The 16937-nt window shown below is 67.2% G+C and carries 15 protein-coding genes; 7 read left to right on the forward strand and 8 right to left on the reverse strand.

Features of this window, described 5'->3' with window-relative positions:
- Positions 1-345 precede the first annotated feature (345 nt).
- Positions 346-1677: an ammonium transporter AmtB gene (locus tag RLN94_RS17265; RefSeq protein WP_350130665.1), complete on the reverse strand. Its 1332-nt coding sequence runs from the start codon at positions 1675-1677 to the stop codon at positions 346-348.
- A 31-nt stretch (positions 1678-1708) separates the two neighbouring features.
- A complete protein-coding gene (locus RLN94_RS17270; RefSeq protein WP_057812913.1) occupies positions 1709-2047 on the reverse strand; it encodes a P-II family nitrogen regulator in 339 nt (112 codons plus the stop codon).
- Positions 2048-2293: 246 nt separating this feature from the next.
- Between RLN94_RS17270 and RLN94_RS17275 the strand changes: the two genes are divergently transcribed.
- Positions 2294-4474 (forward strand): transglycosylase domain-containing protein, encoded by a 2181-nt coding sequence (locus RLN94_RS17275; RefSeq protein ID WP_350130666.1) that lies wholly within the window; start codon positions 2294-2296, stop codon positions 4472-4474.
- 94 nt (positions 4475-4568) lie between these two features.
- Here RLN94_RS17275 and RLN94_RS17280 read toward each other — a convergent pair whose 3' ends face one another.
- Positions 4569-5174 (reverse strand): MlaC/ttg2D family ABC transporter substrate-binding protein, encoded by a 606-nt coding sequence (locus tag RLN94_RS17280; protein WP_350169359.1) that lies wholly within the window; start codon positions 5172-5174, stop codon positions 4569-4571.
- Positions 5164-5973 carry an MlaA family lipoprotein gene (locus RLN94_RS17285; protein ID WP_350130667.1) on the reverse strand — a complete coding sequence of 270 codons (810 nt, stop codon included), beginning with the start codon at positions 5971-5973 and terminating at the stop codon, positions 5164-5166. Before RLN94_RS17285 ends, RLN94_RS17280 begins: the two co-directional genes overlap by 11 nt.
- Positions 5974-6139: 166 nt before the next feature.
- Between RLN94_RS17285 and RLN94_RS17290 the strand changes: the two genes are divergently transcribed.
- Positions 6140-7879 (forward strand): type I secretion system permease/ATPase, encoded by a 1740-nt coding sequence (locus RLN94_RS17290; RefSeq protein WP_350130668.1) that lies wholly within the window; start codon positions 6140-6142, stop codon positions 7877-7879.
- Positions 7876-9183 (forward strand): HlyD family type I secretion periplasmic adaptor subunit, encoded by a 1308-nt coding sequence (locus tag RLN94_RS17295; protein WP_350130669.1) that lies wholly within the window; start codon positions 7876-7878, stop codon positions 9181-9183. Before RLN94_RS17290 ends, RLN94_RS17295 begins: the two co-directional genes overlap by 4 nt.
- Before the next feature lie 17 nt (positions 9184-9200).
- Here the strand turns inward: RLN94_RS17295 and RLN94_RS17300 are convergent, their stop codons facing one another.
- The 3 genes from RLN94_RS17300 to RLN94_RS17310 all read right to left on the reverse strand — a co-directional run bounded on the left by RLN94_RS17300 (position 9201) and on the right by RLN94_RS17310 (position 11894).
- Complete coding sequence (locus tag RLN94_RS17300) at positions 9201-10571, reverse strand: glutamate--cysteine ligase (protein ID WP_350130670.1); 1371 nt, start codon at positions 10569-10571, stop codon at positions 9201-9203.
- Between the two features lie 67 nt (positions 10572-10638).
- Entirely contained in the window at positions 10639-11169 is a 531-nt protein-coding gene (locus tag RLN94_RS17305) for a hypothetical protein (protein WP_350130671.1), read from the reverse strand.
- Complete coding sequence (locus tag RLN94_RS17310) at positions 11166-11894, reverse strand: 16S rRNA (uracil(1498)-N(3))-methyltransferase (RefSeq protein ID WP_350169331.1); 729 nt, start codon at positions 11892-11894, stop codon at positions 11166-11168. The genes RLN94_RS17305 and RLN94_RS17310 overlap by 4 nt, the downstream gene beginning before the upstream one ends.
- Before the next feature lie 12 nt (positions 11895-11906).
- On the opposite strand from RLN94_RS17310, the gene ubiA reads away from it, so the two are divergent.
- From ubiA to RLN94_RS17325, 3 genes are all read left to right on the forward strand, one after another.
- The gene (ubiA, locus tag RLN94_RS17315) at positions 11907-12884 is read left to right on the forward strand and encodes a 4-hydroxybenzoate octaprenyltransferase (RefSeq protein ID WP_350130673.1); all 978 of its coding nucleotides are present in this window, start codon (positions 11907-11909) and stop codon (positions 12882-12884) included.
- Positions 12885-12945: 61 nt separating this feature from the next.
- Positions 12946-14934: an OmpA family protein gene (locus tag RLN94_RS17320; RefSeq protein ID WP_350159024.1), complete on the forward strand. Its 1989-nt coding sequence runs from the start codon at positions 12946-12948 to the stop codon at positions 14932-14934.
- Positions 14921-15244 carry a hypothetical protein gene (locus RLN94_RS17325; RefSeq protein WP_300891270.1) on the forward strand — a complete coding sequence of 108 codons (324 nt, stop codon included), beginning with the start codon at positions 14921-14923 and terminating at the stop codon, positions 15242-15244. Before RLN94_RS17320 ends, RLN94_RS17325 begins: the two co-directional genes overlap by 14 nt.
- 6 nt (positions 15245-15250) lie before the next feature.
- Here RLN94_RS17325 and RLN94_RS17330 read toward each other — a convergent pair whose 3' ends face one another.
- A complete protein-coding gene (locus tag RLN94_RS17330; protein ID WP_350130675.1) occupies positions 15251-16162 on the reverse strand; it encodes a helix-hairpin-helix domain-containing protein in 912 nt (303 codons plus the stop codon).
- A 29-nt stretch (positions 16163-16191) separates the two neighbouring features.
- On the opposite strand from RLN94_RS17330, the gene RLN94_RS17335 reads away from it, so the two are divergent.
- Positions 16192-16935 (forward strand): ArsR/SmtB family transcription factor, encoded by a 744-nt coding sequence (locus tag RLN94_RS17335; protein WP_350130676.1) that lies wholly within the window; start codon positions 16192-16194, stop codon positions 16933-16935.
- Positions 16936-16937 lie beyond the last annotated feature (2 nt).

The following is a 16937-nucleotide window of genomic DNA, read 5'->3' on the forward strand; positions in this document are numbered from 1 at the left end:
ACATTGGCCCCCAAGTCTTGAAGACCAGAAAAGGGCCGGTTGTCTGTAGTCCTTTGTAAAACTGAATATTCGTGCGCAGGACCTCCCCAACGCGTCCCCCCGCGCGGAACACGGGATTTAGCCCGCCGCGCATCGACGGGCCGTCCGGACGGCACGGCGATTTGGCAGTTGGAGTGGCACGCGCAGGATGGATGTACTTGGCAGGCATAAAGTGCCCATCACCAATGTTGGCTCGCCGCACCACGGCCCGTCGATGCGCGGCTTCGAGACGGGGGAGCATTCTTCCAGACATAAAAAAACCCCGGGCCGAAGCCCGGGGGAAGTTGCTCCAGGAAAGACGCTTTATCAAGCGTTGGAGAACTCGGGGTAGGCTTCCATGCCCAGCTCGCTCATGTCTAGGCCGGCGATCTCGGCCTCTTCGCTCACCCGGAGGCCCATGACGGCCTTGAGGATGACCCAGAGCACGAGGCTGGCGACGAAGGTGAACACGCCGTAGGCGATGATGCCCGTGATCTGTGTCACGATGCTGGCCTCACCGTTGTAGAAGACGACGGCGATGGTGCCCCAGATGCCTGCGAAGAGGTGGACCGGGATGGCGCCGACGACGTCGTCGATCTTCATCTTGTCGAGCATCGGCACGGTCAGCACCACGATGACACCGCCGATGGCCCCGATCCAGAGCGCGCCGAAGAGCGTCGGTGCGAGGGGTTCGGCCGTGATCGACACGAGGCCCGCCAGGGCGCCGTTGAGCACCATGGTGAGGTCGGGCTTCTTGTACATGGCCTGCGTCAGGATCAGCGCAGTGACGGCGCCGGCCGCTGCGGCCATGTTGGTGTTGGCGAAGATGCGCGAGACGTCGGACACGTCACCCACGGTGCCCATGGCGAGCTGCGAGCCGCCGTTGAAGCCGAACCAGCCCAGCCACAGGATGAACGTGCCCAGCGTGGCGAGGGCGAGGTTCGAGCCCGGGATCGGGATGACCTTGCCGTCCTTGGCGTACTTGCCGATGCGGGGGCCCAGCACGATGGCGCCGGCCAGCGCGGCCCAGCCGCCCACGGAGTGGACCACGGTGGAGCCTGCGAAGTCGGAGAAGCCCATCTCGGACAGCCAGCCGCCGCCCCACTGCCACGAGCCGGAGATCGGGTAGAGCACGCCGGTCAGCACGATGACGAAGACGAGGAAGGGCCACAGCTTGATGCGTTCGGCGAGCGCGCCCGAGACGATCGAGGCGGTGGCGGCGACGAAGACCAGCTGGAAGAAGAAGTCCGAGCCGATCGAGGCATAGTCGAGCGCCGCGTCGGCGGCGGCCACGCCCACCGGGTCGAGCACGGTGGTCGAGAAGAACGGACCGACCCAGCCGGCCATGATCCAGCCGTCGCCCGGGTACATGAGGTTGAAGCCGATGAGCCAGTACATGATCGCCGCGAAGGAGTAGAGGGCGATGTTCTTGGTCATCTGCATGGTGACGTTCTTGGAACGGACGAGCCCGCCCTCGAGCATGGCGAAGCCGCAGGCCATGAAGAACACCAGGAAGCCTGCCATGCAGAACAGCAGGGTGGTCATGATGTACGGGCCGAATTCGTCGAAGCCCGGCGCCGCGGCGTCCTGGGCGAGGGCGAGTGACGGCAGCGCGGTCAGTGCCGCGGCCCCAAGCCCGAGTTTGGTAAGACGTTTCATTTGATAGAGCTCCTTTCCCTGCACGCGGTGTTTACAGCGCGTCTTCGTTGGTTTCGCCGGTGCGCACGCGCATGGCCTGTCCGATGTCGAGCACGAAAATCTTGCCGTCGCCGATCTTGCCGGTGCGGGCGGTCTTGGCGATGGTTTCGATCACCTGGTCGGCCATCGATGCGGAGACGGCGACCTCGAGCTTGATTTTCGGGACAAAGTTCACGGCGTATTCGGCGCCGCGGTAGATTTCGGTGTGGCCGGACTGGGCGCCGAAGCCCTTAATCTCGGTCACCATCATGCCGCGGACGCCGATCTCGGTCAGCGCTTCGCGAACATCCTCAAGCTTGAACGGCTTGATGGTTGCTACAATGAGTTTCACAGGACACCCCTTTCGGATTCTCAGTGCAAGGGTTAGTTTTGCACCTGCAGAAAAGCCGTCTGGCCGGGGGTGCGGAAGATGACTCGGGCGGTGAGGCGCGATAGAAACGGGCGGCGTGCTCAAAAAATGAGCGGAAAAATCTGTATGCCTAGAAAATGGGCTGTTCAAAAAGACAAAGCAGGGGTCAACTTTGTCCGGAAGGCGGTTTAGTATCCGGACATCGGGCAAGATCCGAATGGGGCGAGCATGAGTAACAATGGTCGGAAGAATCCGCGTCTTGTCGCGGACGATCGGCGCAGGAAAAAGACGGCGAAGCCGCAGGCGACACAGGCCACCAAGTCAACCCGGCGCAAAACCGCGCCGAAGCGGAAGAGCGGGCGGAAGGCGCCGCTGGTGGTTCGGCTGTTCGGGGGGCTGTTCGGCTGGATCTTCCGGCTGATCTGGGCCGCGACATGGCGGATCACGGCGGTGGTGGCGCTGATCGTCGGGATGGCCGTGCTGTACACCTACTCGACCCTGCCGGACGTGCGCGAGGTGCTGGACGGGCGCGCGCGCGGCTCGGTCACGCTGCGGGACCGCGACGGCGAGGTGTTCGCGTGGCGGGGCGACCAGTTCGGCGGCGTGGTGACCGCCGAGACGGTGAGCCCGCACCTGAAGAACGCCGTGGTCGCGACCGAGGACAAGCGGTTCTATCGCCATTTCGGGATCAGCCCGCGCGGCGTGGCCGGCGCGGTGAGGATCAACCTGAGCGAGGGGCGGGGGCCGCTGTCGGGGCATGGCGGCTCGACCATCACGCAGCAGACCGCGAAGCTTCTGTGCCTTGGGGTGAAATACGACAAGAGCGTCTGGGAGAGCGAGCAGGATTACGTGCAGGATTGCCGGCGCGGATCGCTTTGGCGGAAGGCCAAGGAGGCGATCTATGCGCTGGCGATGGAGGCCAAGTACACCAAGAACGAGATCCTCTCGATCTACCTGAACCGGGCCTACATGGGCAGCGGCGCGTTTGGGGCCGAGGCCGCGGCGCAGCGGTATTTCGGGCGACACGCGGCCGAGCTCAACCCGCAGCAATCGGCAATCCTGGCCGGGCTGCTGACCGCGCCGACGCGGCTGGCGCCGACGACGAACCTGCAGCGGTCGCATGACCGGGCGGCGACGGTGCTGCGGCTGATGTATCAGCAGGGCTACCTGAGCGAAGAGGAGATGGAGGCGGCGCAGAACAACCCCGCCATGCTGTCGGAGGCGGCGGAGGCCCAGACCGGCGGGTATTTCGCCGACTGGGTGATGGAATCGGGGCCCGACTTCTTTACCCGCGACACGACCGAGGACGTGCTGATCAGCACCACGCTCGACCAGCGTATCCAGCGCGCCGCCGAGGAGGCGCTTCAGGCGGTGTTCGACGAGAAGGTGAAGGACGGCTCGAAAGCGCAGGCGGCGATCGTGGTGATGTCGGCCGATGGCGCGGTGCGCGCCATGGTGGGCGGGCGCAAGACCAAGGTGACGGGCGCGTTCAACCGGGCGACCATGGCCAACCGGCAGACCGGCTCGGCCTTCAAGCCCTTCGTCTATGCCACGGCGCTGGAGCTGGGCTACAGCTTCAATTCGACGGTGGTGGACGAGCCCTATTGCCTTGATATCCCCGGCTCGGGCCGGTGGTGCCCGGAGAACTATACCCGCAAGCATTACGGGCGGGTGACGCTGGCCGATGCGCTGCGACGGTCGCTCAACGTGCCGGCGGTGAAGGTGTCGGAGGCGGTGGGGCGCGAGCAGGTGCGCAAGGTCGCCTCGGATTTCGGGATCGAAAGCAGCCTGGCCGATGGCCCGGCGCTGGCGCTGGGGGCGTCGGAGAGCACGCTTCTGGAGATGACGGGGGCCTATGCGGGCATCCTGAACGGCGGCTCGTCGGTGACGCCTTACGGGTTGGTGGAACTCAGCCTGCTGGGCGAGGAGGAGCCGATGATGGGCGCCGGCGGCGGCATCGGCGAGCGGGTGATCCGCGAGGAGGCCGCGAAAGAGCTGATGTTCATGATGAACCAGGTGGTGATGACCGGCACCGGCGGGCGGGCGAAGCTTCCCGACCGCGAGGTGGCGGGCAAGACCGGCACGACGCAGGCGGCGCGGGATGCGTGGTTCCTTGGCTTTTCGGCGGATTACGTGGCCGGTGTCTGGATGGGGTATGACGACAACTCGCCCCTGCAGGGGGTGACGGGCGGCGGGCTTCCGGCCGAGATCTGGCGCGAGGTGATGATCCGGGTGCATGACGGGCTGGAGCCGAAGCCCTTGCCGATGCTGCGCGGGCAGCAGGTGGCGACGGACCGCGACATCGACCCGCGCCCGCAGCAGCAACCCCAGCAGCAGCCGCAGCGGGGCCGGGGCGAGACCGCGGTGGAGCGGATCCTGCGGGACCTGCTGGGCGGGGGGAACCGGTAGGGGCGTGGCGGCGATGCACTGCATGCAGGCCGCCGTTTGCGATTCGGTGATGCGCGGCGGGCTTCGCCCTGGATTCCGCGGAGGCGCCGGCCGCCTAGCCGGCGCGCTGGAGGTCCTGGATCAGGGCGTCGATATTGCCGCGGCGGGCGTCGAGCATGGCGCCGATCTCGGTGCGATCGCTGAGGCGGAGGCTGACGCCCTCGATCAGCATGTCGAAGAACAGGTCGCGCCCGGAGCGGTCGGAGACGAGGAAGCGCACCTCGAACGGGGCCTCGCCGCGCAGGTAGACGGTGGAAATGACCTCGTGCCAGGATTTCACCTGGCGGACGCCCGTCACCTCGATCCGGCCGGCGACGAACTGGCGGAACTGCTTGCCGTACTTGCGGGCGATGTAGCCGCGGAAGGCGTCGGTGAAGGCGCGCATCTGGGCGGCGCTGGCGCGGCGGGAGTCGGCGCCCAAGGTGGATTGGGCGATGATGTTCACGTCGGCGTAGCGGGCGAAGATGCGCTCGAAATCTTGGATCATGGCGCCGAGCGACTTGCCCGAGGCGATGACGTTGTTGATCTCGGCCACGACCTTGTCGATGAGGGCGCGGGCGGTGGCGTCGTTCAGCGCCAGGGCCGGCCCGGGCAGGGCGAGCGCCGCGGTGGCGGCGAGGCCGGCGCCGAGCAGGCGGCGGCGGGTGAAGTCACTCGGCATACGGGTCGTCATAGGGATCCTCATAGGTCGCGCCATACGGGTCTTCGTAGGGGTCAACATAGGCCTCGCCCGAGGTTCCGCCCAGCTTGAACCGGCGATTCTGGAGATAAAGTGAGCGGGCCTGCGCGTAGCTGTCGGCGCTGTCGTAGAGGATGGCGTCGATCGAATCGCCGTAGCGGCCGCGCTGGGACAGGGTGGAGGAGACCCGCGCCGAGGGGGGGATGTAGGATTCGGGCGATTCCAGTACGTATCTGAACGGGTTGGTGAACAGGTCGACCCAGCTTCCGGCGTAGTCGCGTTCGGTCGAGGGGCCGAAGACGGGGGTTTCGACATAGGCGCCCTCGGGCACGCCCCAGACGTGCAGGGTTTCGCCGAAATCGGTGTCGGTCGCCTCGGGCATGCCCAGTTCGGTGGCCGGATCGAAGAAGCCGCCCAGCCCGATCGTGGTGTTGACGACGAATCGGTAGGTGTCCTCGGTGGCGCCGCGCATGTTGCCCTGGAGGATGTTGTTCACCACCGCCTGGGGGATCGACAGGTTGAAGGAGAACCGCGACACGGCGGTCTCGATGTCGTCGGGCATGAAGGCGCTGTAGCCGCGGCTGACCGGGCGGAGCACCGAGCGGTCGAGCCCCTTGTTGAACTGGTGAACCTTGCGGTTACGCTCTTCATACGGGTCCCAGGGCGCGCCCTGCGGATGGCCGGGGTCGCGGGCCGTACAGGCCGCGAGGCCGGCGACGAGCAGACATGCCAGCGCGGCGCGCAGGATGCGGGAGGGCGAGAGGGAAAGTTGATAGGTCAAGAACTGGCAGCCACCGTGTTAATAGAACGGTACATAAACTATAGGATCATTCCGCCCAGACGTCGCCCCCCGGATCGAGTCAGATGTGGCACTTGGGCGACATCAGGTCTATGGCAGGATGCAGGTAATTTGCAAGATCGGCCGACGAGTGGAGAGCCATGATTTCATGACCCGTCATTCCCAGGATGTGCGGCGCGGCCGGGCGGAACTGCGTGCCGCGCGGAACGAGAGCCGGGGGCTTTACTGGTTCGTCGGGCTGTTCAGCTTCTTCGTGAACCTGCTGATGCTGACCGGGCCGCTTTACATGCTGCAGGTCTATGATCGGGTTCTGGGCAGCCGGTCGGTCGAGACGCTGATCGCGCTGTCGGTGCTGGTGCTGTTCCTGTACTGCATGATGGCGCTGCTGGATTATGCGCGCGGGCGGATCATGGGGCGGGTGGCGGCGCGGTTCCAGGCAAGGCTGGACCGGCGGGTGTTCGACGCGGTGATCCGCAAGTCGGCGGTGGCGCCGGACGCCAACAGCGCGACCGGGCTGCGCGACCTGGAGGCGGTGCAGCGGCTGATGTCGTCGTCGGTGCTGATGTCGGTGTTCGACATTCCGTGGACGCCGTTCTTCCTGGCCGGGATCTTCATCTTCCACCCGTGGCTGGGCACGCTGGCCATCGTCGGCGGGGCGGTGCTTGTGCTGATCACCGTGCTCAACCAGCGGATGACGCGCGATCCGTTGCAGGAGGCCAATGCCTCGGTCGTGCGGGCGGAGCAGGTGGCGGAGCAGATCCGCACCGAATCGGAGATGGTGCAGGCGATGGGCATGCGCGACGCGGCCTTCGGCCGGTGGCAGGAAGCGCGGTCGCGGGCGCTGAGCGGGCAGATCGAGGCGTCGGACCTTGGCGGCACCTTCACCACCTCGACCCGGGCGTTCCGGCTGTTCCTGCAATCGGCGATGCTGGGGCTGGGCGCCTACCTCGTGTTGTTGGGCGAGTTGACGCCGGGGGCGATGATCGCGGGGTCGATCCTTCTGGGCCGGGCTCTGGCGCCGGTGGAGCAGGCGATCACCCAGTGGCCGCTGGTGCAGCGGGCGGTGCGGGGGTGGCAGAGCCTGGAAGAGCTTCTGTCGGCGGTGCCGCCGGAGGCGCCGAAGACGCCGCTGCCGCGGCCGATGGCGCGGCTGGACGTGCAGCGGATGACCGTGGCCCCGCCGGGCGAGAGCCAGGCCTCGCTGCGGGGTGTCAGCTTTACCGTCGAGCCGGGGCAGGCGGTGGGGGTGATCGGGCCGTCGGGGGCGGGCAAGTCGTCGCTGGCGCGGGCGATCACCGGTGTCTGGCGGCCGGCGGCCGGGTCGATCCGGCTGGATGGCGCGGCGCTGGACCAGTACGAGCCGGCGGTGCTGGGCCAGCATGTCGGCTACCTGCCGCAGCGGGTGCAGCTGTTCGACGGGACGATCGCCGAGAACATCGCGCGGCTGGCCGGGGAGCCGGACGCGGCGCAAGTGGTGGTGGCGGCGAAGATGGCCGATGCGCATGACATGATCCTGAAGCTGCCGCAGGGGTATGACACGCGGGTCACGGCCTCGAGTGCGCGGCTGTCGGGCGGGCAGATGCAGCGGATCGGGCTGGCCCGCGCGATGTATGGCGATCCGGTGATCCTTGTGCTGGACGAGCCGAATTCGAACCTCGACAACGAGGGGAACGCCGCGGTGAACGCCGCGATCAGGCGGTTCAAGGCGCAGGAACGCTCGGTGCTGGTGATGGCGCACCGGCCGGCGGCGATCCAGGAATGCGACCGCATCCTGATGCTGGAGGGTGGGCTGGTGCGCGCCTTCGGGCCGAAGGAGGAGGTGCTCAAGCAGGTGGTGCACAATCACGCCGAGATTGCCCGCTCGCGCGGGGCGGGGGGTGTGCAATGAGCGCCGCCGAAAGCCGCAGTTGGTCGGTCAGGGGGCCGATGACCGTGGGGCTGGTGGGGCTGTTCCTGCTGGTGGGCGGGTTCGGGACATGGGCGGGCGTCACGACGATTTCCGGCGCGATCATCGCGCCCGGGCGGATCGAGGTGGACCAGAACCGGCAGGTGGTGCAGCACCCCGATGGCGGGGTCGTGGCCGCGATCGAGGTGGACGAGGGCGACCGGGTGGAGGCCGGCGACGTGCTGATCCGGCTGGACGAGACGGCGCTGGCCTCGCAGCTGGCGATCATCGAGAACGAGCTGTTCGAGATCATGGCGCGGCGCGGCCGGCTGGAGGCCGAGCGCGACGAGGCGGGGGAGATCGCTTTCGACCCGCAGCTGGTCGAGGTGGCGGCGGAGCGGCCGGATGTTCTGGGGCTGATGCAGGGCCAGACGCGGCTGATGGAGGCGCGGGCGGAGTCGGTTTCGCAGGAGACCGACCAGCTCGAGAAGCGGCGGGGGCAGATCGCCAACCAGATCGAGGGCATCACCGCGCAGGAAAAGGCGCTGGAGCGGCAGCTGGAACTGATCGAGAGCGAGTTGGCGGATCAGCAATCGCTGCTGGACCGGGGGCTGGCGCAGGCGGCGCGGGTGCTGGGGCTGCAGCGCGAAGAGGCGCGGCTGAGCGGGCAGGTGGGGGAGCTGGCCGCGTCGAAGGCGCAGGCGGCGGGCCGGATCACCGAGATCGAGGTGGAAATCCTGCGCCTTGGCTCGCGCCGGCGGGAGGAGGCGATCACCAACCTGCGCGACATCCAGTATCGCGAGCTTGAACTGCTGGAGGAGCGGCGCGCGTTGCTGGAACGGCTGGACCGGCTGGATATCCGGGCGCCCGCCGGCGGGGTGGTCTACGGGCTGACGGTGTTCGCGCTGCGGGCCGTGGTGCGGCCGGCCGACCCGCTGCTGTATGTCGTGCCGCAGGACCGGCCGCTGATCATCAACGCAGAGGTCGATCCCATCCATATCGACAAGCTGTATCTCGAGCAGGAGGTGGTGCTGCGGTTTCCGGCGCTGGACCAGCGGACGACGCCGGAGCTGACCGGGACGGTGACGCAGATCTCGGCCGATGCGTTCCAGGAGCAGGAGACGCGTCGGAGCTTCTACCGGGCGGAGATCGCGCTGAGCGAGGGGGAGCAGGCGAAGCTTCCGGAGGGGGTGGCGCTTATCCCGGGGATGCCGGTGGAGGCCTATATCCGGACGGCGGATCGGACGCCGATCGCCTACCTTGTGAAGCCTTTGACGGATTACTTCACCAAGGCGTTCCGGGAGTAGGCGGGCGCGTTAGCGGTTCAGTAGCTGTATTCGGCGTAGATGGGCCGGAGGCTTTCGTTCCATTCGCCGTTGTATTTCGCCAGCAGCTCGTCGGCCGGCACCTGGCCGGTTTCGACGCTTTCCTTCAGCGCGTTGAGGAAATGGGTTTCGTCGGCGATCATGCCGCCGGCGCCGGGGCGGGCGCGGGCCTTGAGGCCGGCCTCGGAGATGGCGAGCGCCTCGCGGGCGAGGTCGTGCATCCTGAGGCCGTTCACTTCCGCTTGCAGGGCCTGTTCGCTGGCGGCGATGCGGAGGGCGTCGCGGGTGTCGGCATCCCAGTCTTTCACCATGTCCCACGCCGCGTCGAGCGAGCTTTGATCGTACATCAGCCCGACCCAGAAGGCCGGCAGCGCGCAGAGCCGGCGCCACGGGCCGCCATCGGCGCCGCGCATTTCCATGAATTTCTTGATCCGCGCCTCGGGGAAGATGGTGGTGAGGTGGTCGGCCCAGTCGGACAGCGTGGGGGTTTCGCCGGGCAGGGCGGGCAGTTCGCCCTTGAGGAAATCGCGGAAGGACTGGCCCAACGCGTCGATATACTTGCCGTCGCGGTAGACGAAGTACATGGGCACGTCGAGCGCGTATTGCGCCCAGGCCTCGAACCCGAAACCCTCGTCGAAGACGAAGGGGAGCATGCCGGTGCGGTCGGGGTCGAGGTCGCGCCAGACGCGGGAGCGCCAGGATTTGTGGCCGTTGGGCTTGCCCTCGAAGAAGGGGGAGTTGGCGAAGAGGGCGGTGGCGACGGGCTGGAGCGCCAGGGCCACGCGGAGCTTCTGGACCATGTCGGCCTCGGACGAGAAGTCGAGATTCACCTGCACGGTGCAGGTGCGGTACATCATCGACTTGCCCATGGAGCCGACGCGATCCATGTACTCGGTCATCAGCTTGTAACGGCCCTTGGGCATCATCGGCATCTGGTCGTGTGACCATTCGGGCGCGGCGCCGAGGCCGATGAAGCCGACGCCGACCTTGTCGGCGATGGATTTCACGTCGGCGAGGTGGGCGTTCACCTCGTCGCAGGTTTCATGGATCGACTCGAGCGGGGCGCCCGAGAGCTCCAGTTGCCCGCCCGGTTCGAGGCTGACATTGGCGCCGTCCTTTTCCAGCCCGATGAGCTTGCCGTTTTCTTCGACGGGGGCCCAGCCGTGCAGGTCGCGCAGCCCTTCGAGCACGGCGAGGATCGAGCGTTCGCCGGCATAGGGGAGGGGTTTGAGGCTGTCCTTGCAGTAGCCGAACTTCTCGTGCTCGGTGCCGATGCGCCAGTCTTCGCGCGGTTTGCACCCGGATTCGAGGTATTCGGCAAGCTGGTTTTCGGATGTGATCGGCCCGCCGCCGGACTGGGGAATGGACATGGTGGGCTGGCTCCTGCTTCGGCGTGCGGTCGTTAGAGTGAAGAAGTGGCTTCAAACGCGGGGAGTGTCAATGCAGGCGGGCCAGCTTTGCGCGCGCCATGTCGGGGCGCTGCCAGACGGTGACGGGGGCCGTGGCGGGGGCGCGCATCTGGGCCAGCATGCGCTCTGTGCGGATGCCGGGAAGGCTGGCGAAGACGTCGAAGAGCGTGTCGGCGCCCTCGGCGGTGAGCGGGATGAAGAGGTCGGGCTGGCCAGGCTGGGAGAGCACCCAGTGGGGCGGCCTGGCGGTGGGGTCGAGGGAGAGGGCGGTGATTTCGGAGAGCGCCACGGCGCCGCCGGTGAGGGGGCCGAAATAGGCGATCTGGCCCTCGTCGACGCGGACCACGCCGGGGCCGCCCGCGCCGCTGCGGAAGCGGGCGCGTTGCAGGCCGGCGAGGGTGAGGGCGGCGCCGGCGATGGCCAGCGCCCCGCCGACGTAGGGCAGCAGGCCGGTGGTGCCGAGGAGCCACCAGAGGCCGAGGAGGAGGATGGCGGCGCCGGCGATGGCCTCGCGGAAGCGGTGGAGGGTGGCGCGGGCCTCGGGCCGGATGAAGCTCATGACCAGTCTCCGAGCGCCTGTTGCCAGACGGTGAGAGCCGCGACGGCGGCGGTGTCGGCGCGCAGGATGCGGGGGCCGAGGGCGATAGGGTGGGCCGAGGCGTGCGCGGCAAGGCGGGTGCGTTCGGCGTCGGAGAAGCCGCCCTCGGGGCCGAGGAGGATGGCCCAGGGGTGGCCGGAGAGATCGGACGGCAGGGCGGCGGCGCCGCCGGCGAGCGCCTCGTCGCAGAACATCAGGTGGCGGTCGGAGGGCCAGTCAGCGAGGAGGTCGGAGAGCTTGTGGAGGGCTGTCACCTCCGGCACGTAGGTGCCGCCGCATTGCTCGGCCGCCTCAAGGGCGTGGGCCTGGAGGCGGTCCTGGCGGATGCGCTCGGCATTGGTGAAATCGGTCTGGACGGGCAGGATGCGGGCGGCGCCCATCTCGGCGGCCTTCTCGACGATGAAGTCGGTGCGGGCCTTCTTGATCGGGGCGAAGAGGAGCCAGAGGTCGGGCGGGTTGCGTTGCGGGGCGGTCTGCTCGTCGGCCGCGAGCAGGCCGCCGCGCTTGCCCGCCTCGGCCACGGTGGCGCGCCATTCGCCGTCATGGCCGTTGAAGAGGAGGACCGGGTCGCCCGGGTTGAGCCGCATGACGCCGAAGAGGTAATGCGCCTGGTCGCGGGTGAGGGGAATGGTTTGCCCTTCCCCCAAAGGGTGCTCTACAAAAAGCCTGATCTTCGCAATCGCCATGAGGGCAGATATATGACCCCGACGAACGAGACGCCAGAGCCGGACCGCGAGTCACTGGGCACGGTGGCCGACGCGGTGAAGGGCAACTGGGTGGACCGGCTGGCGCCGGAGGGGGCGCGGCCCTACCTGCGGCTTTCCCGGGCGGACCGGCCGATCGGGACGTGGCTGTTGCTGTTGCCGTGCTGGTGGGGGTTGCTGCTGGCGATGCTGCATGACGGGCGGGCGAGTTGGCACGACCTGTGGATCTTCGCGGGCTGCGGCATTGGCGCGTTCCTGATGCGGGGGGCGGGGTGTACGTGGAACGACTTCACCGACCGGCATATCGACGGCTCGGTCGCCCGGACGGCGTCGCGGCCGATCCCGTCGGGGGCGGTCAGCGTGACACAGGCGCTGGCGTGGCTGGTGGCGCAAGCGCTGGTGGCGCTGTGCATCCTGCTGACCTTCAACTGGGCGGCGATCCTGATGGGGGTGATCTCGCTGGTGCCGGTGTGCATCTACCCGTTTGCCAAGCGGTTCACGTGGTGGCCGCAGATCTTCCTGGGTCTGGCGTTCAACTGGGGGGCGCTGCTGGCATGGGTGGCGCATACCGGGCGGCTGGAGTGGCCGGCGGTGGTACTATATGTCGCGGGGATCTGCTGGACGCTGTTCTACGACACGATCTATGCGCACCAGGATGCCGAAGATGACGCGCTGATCGGGGTGAAATCGACGGCGCGGCTGTTCGGCCACGAGAGCCCCCGGTGGCTGCGGCGGTTCCTTGTGCTGGCCGTGATTTTGCAGGGGCTTGCGGTGATCGGCGCGGCGGTCGGGGCGGCGCCTTTCGCGCTGTTGGTGGCGCTGTTGGGGACGTGGGCGTTCGGCTGGCACATGCACTGGCAGCTCAGCCGGTTCGACCTGGATGACGGGGAAAGGCAGTTGACACTGTTCCGGTCGAACCGGGATGCGGGGCTGTTGCCCTTGCCGTTTTTCGCCGTAGCGCTGTTCCTTTGATTGATCTTGCGAACCGCTGGCCTTAAAACCGCACGACCAGTTGGATTAACAGTATAGGCCCATGCGTCTTTCATCGGTATTCGCTATCGGCGGCGTGTTCCTGACAGCGGCCATCCTGTGCCTTGTCTGCGCGCGATTCGCGGTCTCGGTCGTCGAGGAGACCTCGCGCAACTCGGTGCGCAACACGCTTGACGAGAACGGCATGACATGGACCGAGGTGGACGCCAACGGGCTGCATGTGTTCCTGGCCGGTACGGCGCCGACGGAGGCGCGGCGGTTCAAGGCGCTGTCGATTGCCGGGTCGGTGGTGGATGCCGCGCGGGTGATCGACCAGATGCTGGTGCAGGATACCGGCCAGATCGCGGCGCCGCGTTTCTCCATGGAAATCCTGCGCAATGATAGCGGCGTGTCGCTGATCGGGCTGGTGCCCGCGGCGATGGACCGGGAGGCGTTCGTGGGCGCCGTCGAGGCGGCGGTGTCGGGCGAGCCGGTGGCGAATTTCCTTGAATCCGCAGATTATCCCGCCCCCGAGACGTGGGAGGCGGCGACGGATTACGCGCTGCGCTCGCTGAAGGACCTGAAGCGGACGAAGATATCGCTGGATGCCGGGCAGGTCTCGGTCACGGCGATGACCGAGAGCGCGGCGGTCAAGGCGGACATGGAGAACAAGCTGGCCCGGCGGGTGCCCGAGGGGCTGAAGCTGGCGCTGAACATCTCGGCGCCGCGGCCGGTGATCACGCCCTTCACCCTGCGCTTTGTCAGCGAGGACGGCGAGGCGCGGTTCGACGCCTGTTCCGCCGATACCGAGGCCGCGCGCGACCGGATCGTCGCGGCGGCGCGCGAGGCCGGGCTGACCGGCAAGGTCAATTGCCTTGTGGGGATGGGCGTGCCCACGCCCAACTGGGCCGTGGCGGCCGAGCAGGCGATCGGCGCTGTTGGCGAGCTTGGCGGCGGGGTGGTGACGTTCTCGGATGCCGATATCTCGCTGGTGGCGCTGGAAGGCACGCCGCAGGGGCAGTTCGACAACGTGGTGGGGGCGCTTGAAAGCGCGCTGCCGGAGGTGTTCGCGCTGCATGCCGTGCTGCCGGCCCCGCCGGAGGAGACGACGCCCGAGACGCCGGAATTCACCGCCACGCTGTCGCCCGAGGGGATGGTGCAGCTTCGCGGCCGGATCGCCACCGCCGCCGAGCGCAAGCTGGTCGACAGTTTCGCGCGGGCGCGTTTCACCTCGGACGGGGTGCACATGAGCGCGCGGGTGGCCGAGGGGCTGCCCGAGGGGTGGACGTACCGGGTGCTGACCGCGCTCGACGCGCTATCCTACCTGACCAACGGGGTGGTGCGGGTGTCGCCCGACGAGATGCATATCAGCGGGCTGACCGGGCAATCCGGGGCCGGTTCGGCGATATCGGGCATGTTCTCGGAGAAGCTGGGCGAGGGGGCGCAATACACGATCGACGTGGATTACCGCGAGGAGCTCGACCCGGTGGCCAGCCTGCCGACGCCCGAGGAATGCGAGGCGCGCATCGCCACGATCCAGGAGACGCGGAAGATCAGTTTCGAGCCGGGGTCGGCCAATATCGACGCGGCCGGGTCGGAGATCATGGACGATATCGCCGAGATCCTGAAGACCTGTGGCGAGATCACCATGGAGATCGGCGGCCATACCGACAGCCAGGGCCGCGAGGTGATGAACCAGCAGCTCAGCCAGGAGCGGGCGCAGACGGTTCTGAACGAATTGCGGATGCGCCGGGTGCTCACCGCGTCGATTTCCGCCGTGGGGTATGGCGAGACCCAGCCCATCGCCGACAACGACACCGAAGAGGGCCGCGAGGCCAACCGGCGGATCGAATTCCGGGTGATCCTGCCCGTCGAGATCGTCGAAGAGCAAACAACGCTTGAATCTCTGGAAGGAACGTCAGAAGAACAGTCGGACAGTGACGGTGCCGGCAGCGAGGCTGACGGCGCCGGCGAGGCGGAAGAGGGGGCTGCGGACGCTGCCGGAAGTGGCGACGGCGAGACGCAGGAAGACACGGCGGATGAACAGGATTGAATTCATAATCGCGACGGCCATCATTCTGTTCGTCGCCTTCGCGCTGGGCTGGTTCGCCAACTGGCTGGTGCACAAGTTCATCCGGGTGTCGCAATCGGACGTGGGCGAGCTGGAGCGGCTGGCGCAGGAGCTGCACGAGGCCGAGGAGACCCGCGACCAGGCGATCACCTACCTGCAGCAGCGCGAGGCGGAACTGACCAACCAGCTCAGCCAGACCGAGGCGGAGCTGTCGGCGACGATGGACGGGTTGCGCGAGGCCCGGCACGAGGCCGAAAGCCTGCGCAACGAGTTGGAGCGGCGGGCCGGGTAGGGCGCGCTACTTCTTATTCTTAGACAGCTTGGTTTTCTCGGCTGCCTTCTTGGCGGCTTTCTTTGCCTTGTCGGCGGCCTTCTTGGCCTTTTCGGCAGCCTTGGCGACCTTGGTTTCGGCCTTCTTGCGGGCGTCCTTGGCCTTCTTCTCGGCCTTGCGGGCGTCTTTCGCCTTCTGCTCGGCTTTCTTCTCGGCCTTCTTGGCGTCCTTGGCCTTGACCTGGGTCTTGTCGGCGGGCTTGGCCGCTTTGGCCGGCTTGGTCGTTTTCGCCGCCTTGGGTTTGGCGGCGGGTTTTTTCGCCTTGTTCGGTTTCTTCGCGGCCGGCTTGGACGCGGGTTTCGCGGCCTCGGCGGTCTCGGCGTGGTGGGCGGTTTCGACCGGGGTTGCGGCGGGCTTGGTCCGGGTCTTGGCCGGGCTGCGCGGTGCGGTGGGGGCTTTCGACCTTGCACCGGCGGTCTTGGTGGCGGCCTTGCCCGGTGCGGGTTTGGTGCGCGACCGGGTGGTGGTGGATTTGGCGGGGGCCTTGGCCGTGGCGGATTTGGCGGGCGAGACGCGATCCGATGCCATGGCGAGGCGGGCGTTCTCGATCAGCCGGGGCGCCGTGGCCGGGCCGATGCCGGGCACGTCGGTGAGCTTGGCCGCCGGGGTTTCGGCGAGATCCTTGGCCGTGGTGATGCCGCGCGAAGCGAGTTCGCGGGCCATGGAGGGACCTACGCCCTTTACGTCTTTGGAGTCTGTCATGATGATTGCCTTACCTTGGTTGGTATAGCTTTTTGCGATACTATGTATATACGTCGATTTCAACCGTCGTGATGACAGGGGAGAATAGGCGGGACTGGCCGCGGGGCAAGCCTTGTTTGCAAGACCCTGCTTACGAAGGGGGTACAACGGGCTGGTTTCAAAGCCCCGCTTGAACATGCAACATTATTGTTGCATGATTTCGAATCATGGAAAAGGTGTTCAAGGCGCTGGCTGACTCGAAGCGTCGCGACCTGCTCGACCGGCTTTACCGGCAAGGGGGGCAAACCCTCGGGCAGCTTTGCGAGGGGCAAACCATGTCCCGGCAGGCTGTCAGCCGTCATCTGGCGTTGCTGGAAGAGGCGGGGCTTGTGGTGGCGCAATGGCGGGGCCGCGAGAAACTGCATTTCCTGAACACCGTTCCGCTTGGAGAAATCAGCGAGCGCTGGATCGCGAAATTCGAACGGCCTCGGATCGACGCCCTGTGGGCCCTGAAGAAAGGATTGGAGACTCCCATGACCGACAAGACGTTCATATACGCGCTGTTTATCGAGGCCACGCCCGAGACGGTGTTCAAGGCGCTGACTTCGCCGGAGTTCACGGAATGCTACTGGGCGGGGCGGCGCATCATCAGCGACTGGAAGGTCGGCGACGCCGTGAAGGTGGTGGCCGGCGAGGGTGACGCGCCCGAGTTGACCGGCGAGGTGCTTCGCCATGAACCGCCGGAGGCCCTGTCCTATACTTGGACCCACGCGGGCGACCCGACCGGAGCGGTCTCCACCGTCACATTCGAGTTGTCGGAAATGGGCGGATCAACGAAGCTGACCGTCACGCACGAGCCGCTTCCCGAAGACGATATGGCGCGTCAAGGCTGGGTGGCGATCCTGTCGAGCCTGAAGAGCTATCTGGAAACCGGCGCCCCCGCGAAGGTCACGGCCCTCTGGCGGCGCTGAGC

The sequence above is a fragment of the Roseovarius sp. genome, assembly GCF_040223625.1.
Classification (GTDB): Bacteria; Pseudomonadota; Alphaproteobacteria; order Rhodobacterales; family Rhodobacteraceae; genus Roseovarius.

Excerpts from the sequence above, each read along its gene's own strand:
- RLN94_RS17280 (WP_350169359.1), bottom strand. The coding sequence starts at position 5,174 with ATGCCGAGTGACTTCACCCGCCGCCGCCTGCTCGGCGCCGGCCTCGCC.
- RLN94_RS17325 (WP_300891270.1), top strand. The coding sequence starts at position 14,921 with ATGAACAGGATTGAATTCATAATCGCGACGGCCATCATTCTGTTCGTC.
- ubiA (WP_350130673.1), top strand. The coding sequence starts at position 11,907 with ATGACCCCGACGAACGAGACGCCAGAGCCGGACCGCGAGTCACTGGGC.
- RLN94_RS17265 (WP_350130665.1), bottom strand. The coding sequence starts at position 1,677 with ATGAAACGTCTTACCAAACTCGGGCTTGGGGCCGCGGCACTGACCGCG.
- RLN94_RS17330 (WP_350130675.1), bottom strand. The coding sequence starts at position 16,162 with ATGTTCAAGCGGGGCTTTGAAACCAGCCCGTTGTACCCCCTTCGTAAG.
- RLN94_RS17275 (WP_350130666.1), top strand. The coding sequence starts at position 2,294 with ATGAGTAACAATGGTCGGAAGAATCCGCGTCTTGTCGCGGACGATCGG.
- RLN94_RS17290 (WP_350130668.1), top strand. The coding sequence starts at position 6,140 with ATGACCCGTCATTCCCAGGATGTGCGGCGCGGCCGGGCGGAACTGCGT.
- RLN94_RS17295 (WP_350130669.1), top strand. The coding sequence starts at position 7,876 with ATGAGCGCCGCCGAAAGCCGCAGTTGGTCGGTCAGGGGGCCGATGACC.
- RLN94_RS17305 (WP_350130671.1), bottom strand. The coding sequence starts at position 11,169 with ATGAGCTTCATCCGGCCCGAGGCCCGCGCCACCCTCCACCGCTTCCGC.
- RLN94_RS17310 (WP_350169331.1), bottom strand. The coding sequence starts at position 11,894 with ATGGCGATTGCGAAGATCAGGCTTTTTGTAGAGCACCCTTTGGGGGAA.
- RLN94_RS17320 (WP_350159024.1), top strand. The coding sequence starts at position 12,946 with ATGCGTCTTTCATCGGTATTCGCTATCGGCGGCGTGTTCCTGACAGCG.
- RLN94_RS17300 (WP_350130670.1), bottom strand. The coding sequence starts at position 10,571 with ATGTCCATTCCCCAGTCCGGCGGCGGGCCGATCACATCCGAAAACCAG.
- RLN94_RS17335 (WP_350130676.1), top strand. The coding sequence starts at position 16,192 with ATGGAAAAGGTGTTCAAGGCGCTGGCTGACTCGAAGCGTCGCGACCTG.